The organism is Caballeronia sp. LZ035, from assembly GCF_031451175.1.
Lineage (GTDB): Bacteria > Pseudomonadota > Gammaproteobacteria > Burkholderiales > Burkholderiaceae > Caballeronia.
Genome location: NZ_JARUXS010000002.1, coordinates 144,179 through 160,779, shown reverse-complemented (window position 1 = coordinate 160,779; position 16,601 = coordinate 144,179). Strand labels below are relative to the sequence as shown.

The window sequence follows — 16,601 nt, the reverse complement described above, 5'->3', positions numbered from 1 at the left end:
ATGCGGATCACATCATGAACACGCTCGACATCGACCATCTGCGTCCCACTCAGATGACACACGGCGAACGCCAGATCAGGCGGAAAGCTGAAGCTTATCGCGCGCTGCATGCCCGCGACCTGAAGATGGCGATTGCGGAGAAGCCCATCGTCATCGTGCTGGGTCCCGATGGCGAACCGTATGTGATCGACCATCATCATGTCGCGTGCGCGTTGTTGCGCATTGGCGTGCCGCGCGTGCCCTTCGTGCTGGTCAGGGACTTCTCTTCCTTGTCATCTGCCGAGTTCTGGCTGACGCTCGAAAGCCGCTCGTGGGTCTATCCCTACGATGCCGCGCGCCGCCGCGTCGCGTTCGCGGACATGCCGCGCCGTCTGAGCGAAGCACAGAACGATGAATTCCGCAGCCTCGCCGCCTTCGTGCGCGACGCGGGCGGCTACGACAAGAGCGATATCCCGCTCGCCGATTTTCGCTGGGCGGATTTCTTCCATGCGCACTTGCCCTCGCCGATCAACGACGCTGAATTCGATGCGTTGCTGCAACCCGCGCTCGCGTTGGCCCGCAGCCCGAAGGCTGCGGGCCTGCCCGGCTTCATTGAGGATGTGCGGCGATGAAGCTCTTGAACGCGGCATACTCCGGCTTCTGCGTCGTGCCGTCGTTGAGCATGACGCCGTAAGGCCCCTGACCCGTCGGCGGATCGTCATACAACTCGTACATCTGCAACGACTCGATATCGTATTGCGGCGCGATGGACAGCAGCGTGCCGAGCATGTCGCTGCCGAGGAAGGCCGCGGCCTGATCCGGCGTGCCGGGAAAGTCCGGGCGGATGCCGACCTCATTGATCCAGATCGGCTTGCCGAACGACTTGAGCGTGCCGATCACGTCGTAGCAACCGGAGCCGCCGCAGGCATGGCGCATGTCGCCCTGCTCCGAATACCAGTGCCATGCCGTGATGTCCCATGTCACGACCGGATGTCCGCCGGTGCCGTCGGGCTGCGTGCCGTTGGCGAGCATCTGGTCGAAGCCGTAGTGCATCCAGGTATTGCCGCCGATGATGATCTTGCCCGCCGGATCCACCGACTTGATGCCGGCGATCATCCCGCGAATGATGCCGCGCGCGATCTGGAAGCACGAGTTGTCGTAGTCGGTGCTATGCACGCCATCCACCCAGCCGACCAGACACTGCGGCGCCAGTTCGTTCGTCACTTCGTAGTACGCGTACTTCTGCACGCCGACGATCTGCTGCGCCAGCGTGTATGACTTCTGATAGGCGGTGTTCTCGTCGGTGAAGTCCTTCACCACTTGCAGCAGCACCGGATAGACCGTCACGCCGGAGGGTTGCATCATCTGCGCGACGCTCGCGAGCTTCACCGCATCGGCCTGGCTTGACACATCGTTGCGATACATCGAGACGTTGAGATCCTTGAGTTGCGCAAGCTGCTGTTGCGGGCTGGACGTGGCGTAGGCGCCGGCGGCGTTCACGTGGCCGTTCATGCCGTAAAAAATGCTTCCAGTGGGTGCGATCACGGCGGCGGGGGCGCTGGCCGGATCGCTGGCAGGTGCGGGGGATGACGCAGGCGTGGCGGAAGCCGTCTGCGTGCCCCCGTTGCTTCCTCCACCGCTGCCACACGCGGTCAGCATGACGCTCATCGCGGTGATGCAGGCGATGGATGCCGGCATGCGTTCAAATCGAACGCATCGGCGCAGCATTGGAATCGGAACGATAAAGGAACACAAGGCGGAAGAAGCGAGAGAAAACAGAAATGTCATGCGCATGGATAAAGGCGGGATTTCCTTGAAGGCGGTGAGTGAAAGCGCGTGACGCACGCCTGTTCGACTAAAGCAGAAAGGCGCTTGAGGCCCGTCGCGTCCGAACCCCGTACGCGAAAGAAGTTCAATGCTTCACACAAAAACCAGTGCCGCAGTAAGCCGATCGTTGGGATCACGGATTGCTTGGGTGGACCAACACAAGACCCATGTCGATTCTTGAGGGAGCTTGCTGCGGATGCCTGCCACGCACCTCGCGAACCATCGTGCCGGGCGGTCTCTTCGCAACACTCGCGCTGCGTCGGTTGCGCTGCTCGCGTTCGCCTGCCATGCACGCGCCCACGCCGATGCACCGCTGAACTATTTCCTTCACGCCGATGGCCCCGCCGCCGCACCCACTTTGCGTCTCGGCTGGGCGCTCGCTGCATTGGCAGTCGTCGTTGCCGTGATCGTCAGCGTGCTGTTGATCGGCGGCATCCTGCGCAAGCGTCCGCCGCCCACCGAACACGACGCGCGCCACGTGCAGGGAGAAGGCGGCGGGATGCAGTGGGTGTGGATCGGCACGGCGGTCTCGTCGATCGCGCTGTTCGCAGCGCTCGCCTATGTGCTGGTCACACTGGAATCGGTGGCATCGCCGCGCGAGACGCCTGCCCTGACGCTCTCGGTGACCGCCTATGACTGGTGGTGGAAGATCGACTACGCCGGCAACCCGGCAGTGACCACGGCCAACGAGATTCATATTCCTGTCGGCGAGCCGGTGAAGATCGAGTTGCGCAGCGCGGACGTCATTCACGCGTTCTGGGTGCCACGTCTTGCGGGCAAGACCCAGACGATCCCCGGCGTCGTCAACGAGCAATGGATCCAGGCCGACAAGCCGGGTGTGTATCGCGGTCAGTGTTCGCAATTCTGCGGGGCCCAGCATGCACACATGGCGTTCGAGGTAATCGCCGAGCCGCGCGCGCAATTCGATGCCTGGTACGCAAAGCAGGCGCTACCGCACGACGCGGCCCCCAACCCGAGCGCCGGAGCCAGACTGTTCGACGACAAATGCGCGGGCTGTCACGCCATACGCGGTTCCGACGCGAACGGCAAGCAAGCGCCCGATCTCACGCATTTGAACTCTCGCAGGCTGATCGCGGCCGGCCTGCTGCCGAACACGGCAGAGAACCAGCTCGACTGGATCCAGCATGCGCAGCGCATCAAGCCGGATTCGCTGATGCCCTCGATTGCCCTCACCCCGGCGGATGCCACTGCACTAGCCGCTTACCTTCGCACCTTGCAATGACCGAACCCGCCACCTCTCCTCCGCCGTTGCGACGCTCGCTCACGATAGGCCGCGTCGATCCCGGCAGCGCCGAAGAACACGCACTGCGCGCGCTGTGGGAAACACCGCCTGGCTGGCGCGGCTTCTTCTCGACGGTCGATCACAAGCGCATCGGCCTGCGCTATCTCATCACGGCATTCGCGTTCCTGCTGGCCGGCGGCGTGGAGGCGCTCGTGATGCGCGTGCAGCTCGCGCGACCCGACGCGACGCTGCTCACGCCCGAGCAATACAACCAGCTCTTCACGATGCACGGCGTCACGATGATCTTTCTCTACGCGCTGCCCGTGCTGTCCGGCTTCTCCAACTATCTATGGCCGCTGATCCTCGGCGCGCGCGACATGGCGTTTCCGCGCCTCAACGCGCTGTCCTACTGGATCTTCCTGTTCGCCGGACTGTTTCTCTACGCGAGCTTCCCGTTCGGCGAAGCGCCCAATGCGGGCTGGTTCAACTACGCGCCGCTGGCGGGACTCACCTACAACACCGGCCCCAACATCGATGTCTATGCGCTCGGCATGGTCCTGCTCGGCATCTCGACGACGGTCGGCTCGATGAACTTCATCGTCACGTTCCTGCGCATGCGTGCGCCGGGCATGTCCATCGACCGCGTGCCGGTGCTCGTGTGGGGCACGCTCACCGCATCGGCCGGCAATCTGCTTGCCGTGCCTTCGGTGAGTCTCGCGTTTTTCCTGCTGTGGCTGGACCGGCGTATCGGCACGCATTTCTTCGATGTGATGAACGGCGGCCGCGCGCTGCTCTGGCAGCATTTGTTCTGGATCTTCGCGCACCCGTGGGTCTACGCGGTCGTGCTGCCCGCCATGGGCATCGTCTCGGATGCACTGCCCGTGTTCTGCCGCCGCCCGCTGGTGGGCTATCTGCCCGTTGCGCTGTCGACGGTGGCCACCATGGTCGTCGGCTTCGTCGTCTGGATCCACCACATGTTCGCGACCGGCATTCCCGCGCTAGCGCTCTCGTTCTTCGGCGCGGCCAGCATGGTGATCGCGATTCCGAGCGCCGTCGCCACCTTCGCGTGGATCGCGACCATCTGGACCGGCCGGCCCGTGTTCCGCGTGCCGTTCCTGTATTTCGCGGGCTTCGTGTTCCTGTTCGTGATCGGCGGACTCTCGGGCGTGCTCACGGCCGCCGTGCCGCTCGACTGGCAACTCACCGACACGTACTTCGTCGTTGCGCATCTGCATTATGTGTTGCTGGGCATCAACGTGTTTCCGGTCATCGGCGGGATCTACTTCTGGTTTCCGAAGTTCACCGGACGCATGATGAGCGAGCGCATCGGACGCATTGGCTTCTGGATCTTGTTCGTGGGCTTCAACGTCGCGTTCTTTCCGATGCATATCGCCGGTCTGCTCGGCATGCCGCGCCGCATCTATACCTACGCGCCCGACATGGGCTGGAACACCGTCAACATGATCACGTCGATCGGCGCATTCGTGTTCGCAGCCGGGGTGCTCGTGTTCATGTGGGACCTGATCTACAGCCTGCGGCGCGGGCCGGTAGCGGGCGACAATCCCTGGGACGCACCGACGCTCGAATGGGCCACCTCGTCCCCCCCGCCGCCGTATAACTTCGCCGTCGCGCCGCGCGTGGCGAGCCGTCATCCGCTATGGGAAGCGCGCATGTCAGGCCGCATGCGATCGCAGCTTGCGCAGGGCTATGTGCTGAATCAGGGACGCGAAGCGCTGGGCACCAGCGTGCTCGACGGCGACCCCGACGTGATCCTCAAGATGCCCGAAGACGCCTACGCGCCGTTCTGGCTGGGCGTGGCCTCGCTGCTGTTCTTTGCCGGGCTTGCATTGCAGGCGTGGTGGTTCGCGGGCCTCTCGCTGCTCGGATGCGGCGCGGCGATTGTCGCGTGGCTCTGGCCGCAACGCGAACTCGGTCAACGCGACGATGCCCCTCACGCGGAGGCCGCATCATGAGCGAACTCGCGGAAGCCTTGCCGGAACGCGCGAGCCTGCCCGTCGGCAGTCCGGGTCAGCGTTCGGGCGGCTGGTGGGGATGTCTCACGCTCGTCGCGACTGAAGCCGCCTTGTTCGGCTATCTGATCTTCTCGTATCTCTATCTTGCCTCGCAAACGACGGAACGCTGGCCGCCCGAAGGCATGCCAAAGCTTGGGCTCGGCATCGTGAATACCGGCATTCTTTTGTCGAGCAGCGTGTTCGTGTGGGGCAGCGAGCGCTTCGTGCGCAAAGGCCGGCGCGGCATGGGCGTGCTGATGCTCGTCATTGCGATTGCGCTCGGTGCGGCGTTCGTCGCGATCCAGATGAGGGAATGGGCCGATCATCCTTATGGTCTGACGACGCATCTGTATGGCTCGCTGTACTTCACGATCACCGGCTTTCACATGATGCATGTGCTGGTAGGGCTGATCGTTCTCGCCTTCCTGCTGCTGTGGACCGCGCTCGGTTACTTCGACCGGGCGCGCTCGGCGGCACTCAGCATCGGCGGGCTGTACTGGCATTTCGTCGATGTCGTGTGGCTTTTCATCTTCGCGACGCTCTATCTGTCGCCCTACGTGCTGGCGCGATGACATCCGGTCAACCTCCCGCGCGACCCGGCGGCCTTGCGCTGACGCTCGGCCTGCTGCTCCCGCCGTTCGCGTGGATGGCGCAGACGACGCTGGGCCAGACGCTGTCTGCATGGGGCTGCTTTCCGCATCAACGGCCCGTGCATGCGCCCGCGCTGCCGTGGCTCGAACAAGGGCTCGCGATCACGGCGCTGGGCGCGCTGATGATCGGTGGCGCGGGCAGCTTTATCGCGTGGCGCAACTGGCGGCGCACGCACCAGCTTGCGGCCGAACTGAAGCAGCAGGGGTCCATCGACCGCGACGCCTTCATCGCACGCGCGGCCGCGCTGGCCAGTGCGCTGTTCGTGTTCGCGCTGATCGCCACCGATCTCGCGTGGCTGCTCGTCTCGCCCTGCGGAGGACCGTGAACTCATGATCCGCCGCCTTCTATCCACTTGCCTGACGTTGTTCGCATGCGCATCGTGGGTCCATGCGCAGACGCCGGACACGTCGCCGGGGCTCGTCGCACGCGGCGATTACCTCGCCCGCGCCGCCGATTGCGCCGGCTGTCATACCGCTGCGCCGGTGCCGGGCAAGCCGCAGCCGCATCCGTTCGCGGGCGGCCTGCCGATGGGCTCGCCCTTCGGCACCATCTGGTCCAGCAACATCACGCCTGATCCGGTGCATGGGATCGGGCGCTACAGCTATGAAGATTTCGCGCGTGCGCTGCACAAAGGCGTTGCACCAGGCGGCAAGCATCTTTACCCGGCGATGCCCTATCCGTCGTTCTCTAAAATCACCGACGACGACATGCACGCGCTCTACGCGTACTTCATGCATGGCGTCGAGCCGGTGGCGCAGGCCGCGCCCGAAACGAAGCTGCCGTTCCCGTTCAGTCAGCGCTGGGCGCTCGCCTTCTGGAACTTCGCCTTTGCGCCGACGAAACCCTTCGTTCCCGATCCGAAGCGCGAAGCGCAGTGGAACCGAGGCGCATATCTGGTGCAATCGCTCGGCCATTGCGGCGCGTGTCATACGCCGCGTGGCCCGGCCTATGACGAACTCGGCTACACGGATGAGTCGCCGGCTTATCTAACCGGTGGCACGAACGATCACTGGCATGCGCCGAACCTGACGGGCGTGCCGGGCGCGGGCCTGGGCCGCATCTCGGCAGCGGACCTCGCCGCCTTTCTCAAGACCGGCCACGGCGCGGGACTCGCCACCTTCGGCGCCATGGTGCAGGTGGTCGAGGACAGCACGCAGTATCTCGACGATCAGGATCTGGAAGCCATTGCGTCATATCTGAAGAGTCTGCCTGCGCACGGCGAGGGCGGCACCTACAATGCGCATTCGCGCGATGCACGACAGAGCGTCGCGGCGCTGCACACCGGTGAGCAGGAGCGGCCGGGCGCGGGACTCTATCAAAGCGCATGCGCGCGTTGCCATCAGGCCGACGGCATGGGTGTTCCGCTCAAGTTCCCGCGCCTCGCGGGCAATCCGGCGGTGCTGTCGCAGAAGCCCGATTCGCTGGTGCGGATGGTGTTGCAGGGCGGACGCTCGCCTGCCACGGTGCAAGGCCCCGAACCGAAGAAGATGCCTGCATTCGCCGACAAGCTCACCGATACGGAGATCGCCCGCGTGCTGACCTTCGTGCGCTCGACGTGGGGCAACGACGCACCGCCCGTCACGACGCGCGATGTCAGGACGATGCGCGACGCAGTAGGCGGCGGCACGACTCATTGATCCTTTTGCCACGGCACAGCCATCGCGCTTTGCGAGATTCCTGCACGAAGACCGGGAAGACGACGCTCGACGCCGAGTGACAGAAGTCGTCGATCATCTGCTTCAGCAGCAGCGGGACTGACGCCACCGCGCGCCACAGATCGCTGACGAAGCGTCCAAGAACGCGTGTGCTCGCCGTCCTGCTCAGCCGGCATCACTCCTTCCAGTCCTTGCGTCTGGCCGTGCCCGCACCGGATGCGCCGCCATGCTGCTTCTGCACGCGTTGCTCTTCGGTGCGTTTGAGCGTGGCGGGATCGGTGCCGGACTGGCCCGCCGCGCCCGCGCCACCCGCGATACCTGCGGACTTGCCTGCACCTTCGTCGCTGGGTGACGTGTTGCCGGGCGGCGCGCCGTTTTGCTGGGCCCATGTGGTGGACATGCAAACGCTCGAGGTTGCAACAATCATCACGAATTGCAGAAAGCGCTTCATCGGCCTTCTCCTTTTTTGGGCGGGGAACGCGGCACGGATTGTCGTCAGCAACGCGTGCGCCCGCCTTAACAGGAAGTGCCCGCAAATGCAGGGTTTTCCTCGCGAAAGCAGGAGCGCGATATGCTGCACAAAGGGATGCGCATGTCACGGAGACGATCGTGTATTCCCTAGGCGCGTACTTCCTCGAAATCTTCCCCGAGCCCATCCCCGGCGACGGCTGGACCGGCGCCGCGCGGTTCTCGCGTCAAAGCGACTACAAGCGCCACGCGGTGGTCACGACGGTCACTTTCCCCAGCCACATCTTCAAGCCGACCAGACGCCTGGCCGAGGGCGCCATCGCCGACTGGGCGCGCGAGTTCGTCAAGTCGGGCGGCGACGTGCTCGAATCGTCATTGCGTCTGGCCAGCAGGGCCTGAACGGACCCCGCACCGCGCGTTGTAAGATGGATGACGGCGCGCTCGTCATGAACACGCCGAGGATCGACTCCACACGATCGAGGCCCGCCATGACGCGTGAACGCGTACTGAACGAACTCAGCCGGCTCAACCAGTTCATTCTCGAGGGCGAGATGCGCATCGAGGAGCAGCGACAGCGGATTGCGTGCATCAAGGAAGGCGGAGGCGATGTCGAGAATTCAGAAAAGCTCCTGCGCAATCTCATTTTCAGTTCCAGTGCGCTGACTCGACTTCGCATCACGGTTCTGGACGAACTTCACTCCGAAACAGACTGAACCGCCTGGTTACCCTCCGTCATCCAAAGCAACGTTCGCGCGCCGTCGGCAAGCTCACGCGCTCACGATTCTCCAGCCGTTTCATGCACGCTGGAACACCCAATGCTGTAGCGAAGTCATGACCGCGCAAGCGAACGTGTCCATCGAACTACACATTGGAGCCGTGAATGAAAGCACTCGTCTATGAAGGACCGCGACAGGTCGTCGTCAAGGACATGCCCGACGCACGCATCGAACAGCCGAACGACGTGATCGTCAAGATCACCACCACCAACATCTGCGGTTCGGATCTGCATATGTATGAAGGCCGGACGAACATGGAAACCGGCCGCATTCTCGGTCATGAAAATCTGGGCGTGATCGTCGAAGCCGGTCCGGGCGTCACGCGCGTGAAGGTGGGCGACCGGGTCTGCCTGCCATTCAACATCGGCTGCGGCTTCTGCAAGAACTGCGAGAAGGGGCTCACCGGTTTCTGCCTCACGGCCAATCCGGGAATGGCCGGCGCGGCCTATGGCTTTGCCGGCATGGGCCCGTACAGCGGCGGCCAGGCCGAATACCTGCGCGTGCCGTTTGCCGATTTCAATTGCCTGCTCCTGCCGCCGGATGCCGTTGAGAAGGAAAACGACTACGTGATGCTCTCCGACATCCTTCCGACCGGCTATCACGCAACGGTGCTCGCGGGCGTGGAAGCGGGCGACAGCGTCGTCATCTACGGTGCGGGTCCGGTGGGCCTGATGGCGGCGATGTCGGCGAATCTGAAGGGTGCTTCGAAAGTGATGGTCGTCGATTCACATCCCGACCGCCTGAAGCTTGCTGAGCGGCTCGGCGCCATTCCCATCGACGACAGCGACGGCGGCGGCGTGGACCGCGTGCTCGAACTCACGGGCGGCGAAGGCGCCGACCGCGGGTGCGAATGCGTCGGTTATCAATGCACCTGCCAGGGTCATGAAGTGCCGAATCTCACGATGAACAATCTCGTGAAGTCGGTACGGGCAACGGGCAGCATCGGCGTAGTGGGCGTGTTCGTCGCAGAAGACCCGAATTCGCCTGACGCGCTGATGAAGAAGGGCCAGCTCGCGTTCGACTTCGGTTCGTTCTGGATGAAGGGTCAGCGCATGGCGACGGGCCAGGCCAACGTGAAGGCGTACAACCGCAAGCTGCGCGATCTGATCGAGGCGGACAAGCTCAAGCCGTCGCAGATCATCTCGCATGAACTGCCGCTCGAACAAGCGCCTGAAGGCTATCGCAACTTCGACGAACGGCGCGAAGGCTGGACCAAGGTCGTGTTGAAAACCGCTGCGTGAGTCTGCTGAACGCGAAACCACACACAAGGAATACGACATGACCGACAAGGATTATCCCCGCCCGCCGATGCCTCAACAGCAGCAGGAGAGCCGTCCTGGACACACCGCGCCAATGAACCCGCACCCCGATCACGGCGAAGCCAGCTACAAGGGCAGCGGCCGGCTCGCCGGCAAGATCGCGTTGATCACCGGCGCGGACAGCGGCATTGGCCGCGCAGTGGCGATCGCCTATGCGCGGGAAGGCGCGGACGTCGCCATCGCCTATCTGAACGAACATGCCGACGCCGAGGAAACCGCGCGCTGGGTCAAGGAAGCGGGACAGCGCACGCTGCTGCTGCCCGGCGACATCACGGACCGCGAGCACTGCAGGCAACTGGTCGCGAAGACGGCCGAGGCCTTCGGCCGTATCGACGTGCTGGTGAACAACGCGGCGTATCAGGCCATGTACGACAAGCTCGAAGACATCTCCGACGATGAATGGGACAAGACCTATTCGACCAACATCGGCGCGATGTTCCGCATCACGAAGGCGGCGCTCGCGCACATGAAGCCGGGCAGCGCGATTGTCAACACCACGTCGATCAATGCCGATTCGCCGAATCCCGGCCTGATCGCCTATGCGAGCACCAAGGGCGCGATCCAGAACTTCACGGGTGGCCTGGCGCAATTGCTGGCCGAGCGCGGCATTCGCGCCAACTGCGTAGCGCCGGGGCCGATCTGGACGCCGCTCATTCCTTCGACGATGCCGCCATCGAGCGTCGAGAACTTCGGCAGGCAGACGCCGATGAAGCGACCCGGCCAGCCTGCCGAACTCGCTGCTGCGTACGTCATGCTCGCCGAGGACAATGCCAGCTACATCTCGGGCGCGACCATCGCGGTCACGGGCGGCAAGCCGATCATCTAGTAGCGGCACCTCGATTGCTTTCTGAAAGACGGACACGCCCCGCGCGCTTGCGCGGGGCCTACGACTTGAAGGAGCGAGCTCACCGGCTCGACACACCATGCAATCCGACGTCTTGAAGATGGCTCAGGAATCCGGCATGACGGTTCTGCTGGAAGGCAGGATCGGGAATCGTGAATATACGAGCGTCAGCGGCTCGGCGGAAGCGTTGCAACGCTTCGTGCACGACGTGCGGGCCTCGTTGCAGGAACGGCCGCGTCCGCAAGGAAGGCGGCCCCGCGCCGCCCGGCCGCCGGGAACGATTTCGCTCGTGACCGCACGCATGCGCGAACGCATCGCGGCCACGCAATATCGCGGTGCGTTGGCGACACGGCGCCATGCATTCAGGCGTCGCGCGGCAAGCATACGATGTAGCGCGCATGACGCGCGCTGAGTGACTTTCACTCCGGCGATGCGGACGAAGAAGAAGGCGTATGCATCGCTGCACGCAGCAATTCCGCAAGCCGTTCGGCTTCGTCGATGCGCGCCTGTTCGATCGCGATCTGATCCCGGTCGCCTGCGCGCTCGGCCCAGCGCTGCCGTTCCTTGGCAAAGATGACGCGTTCGTGAACCGCGCGAATCGCCGACCAGACGGCCTCCTCCGAACGCGATTCGATGCCCTCGGCCAGCGACAGTCCCGTGAACGCATGCCCCGTATGACAACGGTAGCGCAAGGGGCGATCGCCCTTGACGCGCCACAGCCCCCCGCCGCAGTCGGGACAGGTGAGTGCGGAGCGTTCGCCTACGTCGTCGAGTTCTTCAAGCTCGGCCAGACCGCTGGCCGCGATCAGCGCCTCTTTCTCGTACACCGGAGTGTTTGTCTGTGCGTTTCCGGATGTCTCTTCTGACGGCCCGGCTTCGACAGCCTGCTCGATGCATTTCGCCAGTTCCTGCTCCGTGCATAACCGGTCCGCGCCACAGGTTTCGAGCGCGGCCTGAGGCATGCTGGCCGCCTCGCAGTCGTCCGGATCCTGCACGATCGCGAAGCCGCGTTGCGCGCGGACGTTCGCGAGTCCCACCGCGCCGTCATCGAGATCGCCGCTCATCACCACGCCGATCACGCGCGCGCCGTATTCCATCGCGGCGCTGCGAAACAGCGGATCGACGGCGGGCCGCGCGAAGTTTTCCTTGGCGCCGTCGTTGAGCCACATGCGCCCCTGCGACAGCACGAGATGCCGGTCCGGCGGCGCAATGCAGATGGTGCCCCGCTCGATGGCCTCGCCATGGCCCGCATAACGCGCCGGCAGCCGTCCCCACGAAGTCATCAACTCGGGCAGCACGCTGTCATGACGCCCGATATGCAGCACGATGAACAGCGCCGCGGGCAAGTCCGCGGGCAGCTGGCTGATGAGTACCTTGAGCCCCTGAAAACCGCCTCGCGAGGCGCCAATCACCACAATGTCCCGTTCCGCCATATCGCCTCCTTACTTCAGGAAAGCAGCAATTCGCGGACCGGGGCGCGGTCCTCACGCACACGAAGAAGGCATGCGTTATGAACGCCCCGGGGCCAGCAGCGCATTTAGCGTCTGCAACAACTCCGGAAGATCGACCGGCTTGCTCAGATGCGCGTCGAAGCCCGCCGCGTGCGCGGCGCGACGGTCCTCGTCCCGGCCAAACGCCGTCACCGCAATGGCCCTCAAGCCGACCAGCGTCGGATCGGTGCGAACCCTTCTGATGAGCTCATAGCCGTCGATGCCCGGCAGTTGAACATCCGAGATCAGCACATCCACCTTGCCCACGCGAAGCTGTTCCAGCGCTTGCTCGGCGCTCGTGACGGTCTGCACGCTCGCCTGCTCCAGTTCGAGCAGCGTTGCGAACGAAGCGGTCGCCTCCACGTCGTTGTCGACCAGCAGAAGGCGCGCGCCCGCCACCGGCCGCGCATGGTCTGCGTGTTCTTCCGGCGACGCGTCCTGATGCGCCGCGCCGGGCAGCCACACCGACAGCGTGGCGCCGTGACCCACACCGTCCGAAAGCGCCTCGATGCGCCCGCCATGCATCTCGACAAGCTGCTTTGCAAGTGAAAGCCCGATGCCCAGTCCGCTCGACGTCGGATTGCGTCCGCCCTGCCGGTACATCTCGAAGATATCCGGCAGAGCCGACGGATCGATGCCCTGTCCCGTATCGACGACGTCCACGCGCACCATATCGCTTTCGCGCGCGACGCGAATGTCGATGGAACCGCCGCCATCCGTAAACTTCAGTGCGTTCGACACCAGGTTCCAGAAGATCTGTTCGCTGCGCACGGCGTCGGCGAACGCGTAGACAGGCTCGCCCGGCGTGCTCACGTTCAGGCGGATGCCGCGCTGCGCAGTTTCGCTCTCCGTGGCCTCGGCGATTCGCGCCAGCACAGCTGCGACATCCAGCGGCGCGATGGACAACGCCAGCTTGCCGGTGCGCACCCGCGAGAGGTCCAGCAGGTCGTCGATGATCTGCGCCTGGCCACGTACCGCGCGCTTGATGGAATCGGCTGCCTCGCGCACCACCTCGATGCCGCGCGTCTCGGGCAGGCGCGGCAGGATCTCCGCCTTCATGCCGATCAGGTTGAGCGGATGCTTCAGCTCATGCGACAGCACCGCGATGAAGTCGTCCTTCAACTGGTTCGAAAGCGTTTCCTTCTTGCGCTCGGCGTGTTCGTGCGCGAGCGCCTCGCGGTTCGCGTCCTCGCGCAGCTTGCGTTCGGTCAGGTCGCGAACGATCTTCGCGAAGCCCGTGAACGACGGGTCCGAGATCGGCGTCACCACGCCGCTGCAATACACCCGGCGCTCGTCGCGCGTGATGTGCCAGCGGTCGTCGTCGGCGCGGCCTTCGCGCGCGGACACTTCGCGTTCGCGCGCCGGAATGTGCGCCTTGCGGTCGATCGGATCGTAGATCAGCGCGATGTTCTTGCCGACTACTTCCCGCTCCGTGAAGCCGAAGATGCGCTCCGCCCCCGCGTTCCACGTGACGATCACGCCGTTCGGGTCCTGCAGGATGATCGCGTAGTCGTTGGTGGACTGCGCGACCAGCCGCAGCCGCTGCTCGCCGATGCGCGCCGATTCCTCGGCCAGATGCCGCGCGGTGATGTCGATCAGGGTCAGCACCGCGCCGTCGATACGGTCGTCCGCCGTGCGATACGGCAGCAGGCGCATCAGATACCACTTGCCATCCGAGCTTTCCACTTCGCGCTCGATCAGCTTGAGGGTTTCGAAGGCCTGCTTCACGTCGTCGGCGAGGGACGAGTAACGCAGCGAATGCGTGATGTCGAACAGCGAGCGGCCAATGTCCACGTCGATCAGCTTGAACACGCGCGTCGCACTCGTCGTGAAGCGCTTGACGCGGATTTGCTTGTCGACGAAGACGGTCGCGATTTCCGTCGAGGCGATGATGTTCTGCAGATCGTCGTTGGCCTTCGCCGTGTCTTCCACGCGCGCCTGGAGTTCCGCGTTGACCGTGGTCAACTCCTCGTTCACCGACTGCAACTCTTCCTTGCTGCTTTCGAGTTCCTCGGTCGCGGAGCGCAATTCCTCGTTGATCGCCTGCAATTCCTCGTTCGAGGCCTTCAGTTCCTCGACCGTCGTCTCGTGTTGCTCGATGGTCGTCGCGAGCTGCTCGCGCGTGTGCTGAAGTTCGCGCTCCAGTTGCATCAGCAGCGGATCCTGGCCGCGCTCTTCAGGCAAGCCTTCGTCCGCCATATGCTCCTGCACTTCGTCGAACAGCACGAGGAAAAAGTCTGCGTTCACGCCCGTGTCATGGAACGGTCGAACGGTCATGTTGACCCACACGGTGCGCGCTTCCTGCAACAGCTTGACGCGCCGCGCCTCCACACTGCCGCCGGTCTGATGGGCGCGAAACAGCGTCGTGCGCAAATCGAGCCGCAGTTCGGGCAGCACCAGCGCCATGATGTTCGAGGACAGCTCGCCGCCGCCGTGCCGCAGGAAGCGTCCGGCGGTCGTGGAGAGATGCACGATGTTCGAGTCGCGATCCACCACTACGCTCGGCGGCGCATATTCCTCCAGCACGCGCTGATGCAGCGCGGCGAAGGAGAAGCTGCGACGCTCGGGCGTCTCGGGTCCGGTGTTCACATGCGACGGCGTCGCCACGACCGAGAGATCCTCGCGCGGCATGACGTGGGTCGGGCCGAGCGACGGGAACGCCACCGGCGGCTTCACGCGGTTGAGCACCGTGCGCGCGCGGTAGATGCGGCTCTTCTTGTCAACGATGGTGAAGAGGTCGTCGGCGGTATCGGCGGATTCGGCCGTGCCGAGGAACAGATAACCGCCCGCACGCAGCGCGAAGTGAAACAGTTCGAGCACCTGGCGCTGCACCGCGCGGTCCAGATAGATCAGCACGTTGCGGCACGAGATCAGGTCGAGATGCGAGAACGGCGGATCGCGCAGCAGGCTGTGCGCGGCGAACAGAATGCGTTCGCGCACCGACTTCACGATCTGATAGCGCCCGCCTTCCTGCTTGAAGTAGCGGCGCAGGAGATCGCCAGGGACGTCGCTCGCGATCGAGCCCAGATACGAACCGGAGCGCGCCTGCGCGATGGCGGGTTCGTCGATATCGGTCGCGAAGATCTGATAGGTCGCTTCGAAGCCAGCGATCTCGCGCGCCTGCGCCAGCATGATGGCGAGCGAATAGGCTTCCTCGCCCGTCGAGCAGCCCGGCACCCACACGCGGATCTGCGCTTCGCTCTTGTTGGCGTCCAGCAGGTGCGGCATGACATCGCGCCGCAGCGAGTCGAAGGCATCGCGGTCGCGGAAGAACTGCGTCACGCCGATCAGCATGTCGGCCAGCAGCGCCGTGGTTTCGTCCGGATTGGAGCGCAGATGCTCGCGATATTCGCCGATGTCGCGCAGTCCGTTCACCTGCATGCGCCGCTCGATGCGCCGCAGAATGGTCGCGCGCTTGTAGTGGCGGAAGTCGTGGCCGGTGCGCACGCGCAATTGCATGAGCACGTCGGAAAGCGCGCGCTCCGCGCCGCCGGCGACGGGCGAAGCCTCCTTCTCGGCCAGCTCGACGCCCTCCACGGCGGGCAGATGAATCTTCTTCGCGTTGGTCCAGAGGTCGAGCAGCTTTTCCGGCATCTCGGCCGCGGGCAGGATGAAGTCGACCTGACGGGTGGAAATGGCATGCTGCGGCATCTCGGCGAAATGCGCGTCCTCCGGCTTCTGCGCGACGGTCATGCCGCCACTCTCCTTGATGCGCGACAGGCCCGCGGCGCCGTCCGACCCCGCGCCCGACAGCACGATGCCCACGGAACGCGTGCCGTGCTCGGACGCCAGCGTGGCGAAGAAGTGATCGATCGTCGTGGGCGACGTTTCCCTGCCGGCGCGGTCCACGGCCCGCAGCGACGTGCCGGCCATCTCCACGTGCTGGCCGGGCGCGTTGATGTAGATGTGGTTCTTCTCGATGGTGGTCGGGCCCGTCACCTGCCTGACCGGCATGTCCGTCACGCGCTGCAGCACCTCGTCGGCGAAACTCATGTGATCCGCCGGCAGATGCACGATCACGACAAACGCCATGTCCATTTCGGCCGGCGCGTTGTCGAAGAAATTGAGCAGCGCCTCGATGCCACCCGCGGATGCGCCCATGCCGACCACGGCAAACTCGAGGGGCTCGATATTCGTGGACGCCGGCGCCTGGGAACGGCTGCTCGTCATGTGGTCAGGCCCTCCGCCCGAATCTTGTGGTCTGATGGGTTGCCCATGCTCGTTCGTATTGTGTCGTTAGGGTTCATGCTGCCCGATGGCTCGTGCGTCGTGCGTCATCCGCGTGCGGAAGACGCCTTCGCCCGGAGATGGATTGTAGTGTACGTAACATACGCTTT

The 16,601-nt window shown here is 64.4% G+C and carries 16 protein-coding genes; 12 read left to right on the top strand and 4 right to left on the bottom strand.

Features of this window, described 5'->3' with window-relative positions; genetic code table 11:
* The first annotated feature begins 14 nt into the window (after positions 1–14).
* A complete protein-coding gene (locus QCE88_RS16265; protein ID WP_309903914.1) occupies positions 15–611 on the top strand; it encodes a ParB/Srx family N-terminal domain-containing protein in 597 nt (198 codons plus the stop codon).
* On the opposite strand, the gene QCE88_RS16260 is transcribed toward QCE88_RS16265, so the two are convergent.
* Positions 589–1,638 carry a lipopolysaccharide biosynthesis protein gene (locus tag QCE88_RS16260; protein WP_309903912.1) on the bottom strand — a complete coding sequence of 350 codons (1,050 nt, stop codon included), beginning with the start codon at positions 1,636–1,638 and terminating at the stop codon, positions 589–591. The two genes, QCE88_RS16265 and QCE88_RS16260, sit on opposite strands and share 23 nt — an antisense overlap.
* Between QCE88_RS16260 and QCE88_RS16255 the strand changes: the two genes are divergently transcribed.
* The 6 genes from QCE88_RS16255 (at position 1,637) to QCE88_RS16230 (ending at position 7,349) form a co-directional block, all read left to right on the top strand.
* On the top strand, positions 1,637–1,819 hold the full coding sequence (locus tag QCE88_RS16255) for a hypothetical protein (protein WP_309903910.1): 183 nt from the start codon (positions 1,637–1,639) through the stop codon (positions 1,817–1,819). The two genes, QCE88_RS16260 and QCE88_RS16255, sit on opposite strands and share 2 nt — an antisense overlap.
* A 183-nt stretch (positions 1,820–2,002) precedes the next feature.
* Positions 2,003–3,049 carry a cytochrome c oxidase subunit II gene (coxB, locus tag QCE88_RS16250; RefSeq protein ID WP_309903908.1) on the top strand — a complete coding sequence of 349 codons (1,047 nt, stop codon included), beginning with the start codon at positions 2,003–2,005 and terminating at the stop codon, positions 3,047–3,049.
* Entirely contained in the window at positions 3,046–5,022 is a 1,977-nt protein-coding gene (ctaD, locus tag QCE88_RS16245; RefSeq protein WP_309903907.1) for a cytochrome c oxidase subunit I, read from the top strand. The genes coxB and ctaD overlap by 4 nt, the downstream gene beginning before the upstream one ends.
* Positions 5,019–5,633, top strand: coding sequence for a cytochrome c oxidase subunit 3 (locus QCE88_RS16240; protein ID WP_309903905.1), 615 nt, complete (start codon positions 5,019–5,021; stop codon positions 5,631–5,633). Before ctaD ends, QCE88_RS16240 begins: the two co-directional genes overlap by 4 nt.
* Complete coding sequence (locus tag QCE88_RS16235) at positions 5,630–6,037, top strand: hypothetical protein (RefSeq protein WP_309903904.1); 408 nt, start codon at positions 5,630–5,632, stop codon at positions 6,035–6,037. The genes QCE88_RS16240 and QCE88_RS16235 overlap by 4 nt, the downstream gene beginning before the upstream one ends.
* 4 nt (positions 6,038–6,041) lie before the next feature.
* Positions 6,042–7,349, top strand: a complete 1,308-nt coding sequence (locus QCE88_RS16230; protein WP_309903901.1) for a cytochrome c — start codon at positions 6,042–6,044, stop codon at positions 7,347–7,349.
* A gap of 193 nt (positions 7,350–7,542) precedes the next feature.
* Here the strand turns inward: QCE88_RS16230 and QCE88_RS16225 are convergent, their stop codons facing one another.
* Positions 7,543–7,767 (bottom strand): hypothetical protein, encoded by a 225-nt coding sequence (locus QCE88_RS16225; RefSeq protein ID WP_309903899.1) that lies wholly within the window; start codon positions 7,765–7,767, stop codon positions 7,543–7,545.
* A 209-nt stretch (positions 7,768–7,976) separates the two neighbouring features.
* On the opposite strand from QCE88_RS16225, the gene QCE88_RS16220 reads away from it, so the two are divergent.
* The 5 genes from QCE88_RS16220 to QCE88_RS16200 all read left to right on the top strand — a co-directional run bounded on the left by QCE88_RS16220 (position 7,977) and on the right by QCE88_RS16200 (position 11,186).
* A complete protein-coding gene (locus QCE88_RS16220; protein WP_309903897.1) occupies positions 7,977–8,234 on the top strand; it encodes a hypothetical protein in 258 nt (85 codons plus the stop codon).
* A gap of 89 nt (positions 8,235–8,323) precedes the next feature.
* A complete protein-coding gene (locus tag QCE88_RS16215) occupies positions 8,324–8,548 on the top strand; it encodes a hypothetical protein (RefSeq protein ID WP_309903895.1) in 225 nt (74 codons plus the stop codon).
* A gap of 167 nt (positions 8,549–8,715) precedes the next feature.
* Positions 8,716–9,852: a glutathione-independent formaldehyde dehydrogenase gene (locus QCE88_RS16210; protein WP_309903894.1), complete on the top strand. Its 1,137-nt coding sequence runs from the start codon at positions 8,716–8,718 to the stop codon at positions 9,850–9,852.
* A 37-nt stretch (positions 9,853–9,889) separates the two neighbouring features.
* On the top strand, positions 9,890–10,756 hold the full coding sequence (locus tag QCE88_RS16205) for an SDR family oxidoreductase (protein WP_309903892.1): 867 nt from the start codon (positions 9,890–9,892) through the stop codon (positions 10,754–10,756).
* Between the two features lie 97 nt (positions 10,757–10,853).
* Positions 10,854–11,186 carry a hypothetical protein gene (locus QCE88_RS16200; protein WP_309903890.1) on the top strand — a complete coding sequence of 111 codons (333 nt, stop codon included), beginning with the start codon at positions 10,854–10,856 and terminating at the stop codon, positions 11,184–11,186.
* Positions 11,187–11,193: 7 nt separating this feature from the next.
* On the opposite strand, the gene QCE88_RS16195 is transcribed toward QCE88_RS16200, so the two are convergent.
* A complete protein-coding gene (locus QCE88_RS16195) occupies positions 11,194–12,207 on the bottom strand; it encodes a chemotaxis protein CheB (RefSeq protein WP_309903888.1) in 1,014 nt (337 codons plus the stop codon).
* 75 nt (positions 12,208–12,282) lie between these two features.
* The gene (locus QCE88_RS16190) at positions 12,283–16,434 is read right to left on the bottom strand and encodes a CheR family methyltransferase (protein WP_309903886.1); all 4,152 of its coding nucleotides are present in this window, start codon (positions 16,432–16,434) and stop codon (positions 12,283–12,285) included.
* Positions 16,435–16,601: the final 167 nt, after the last annotated feature.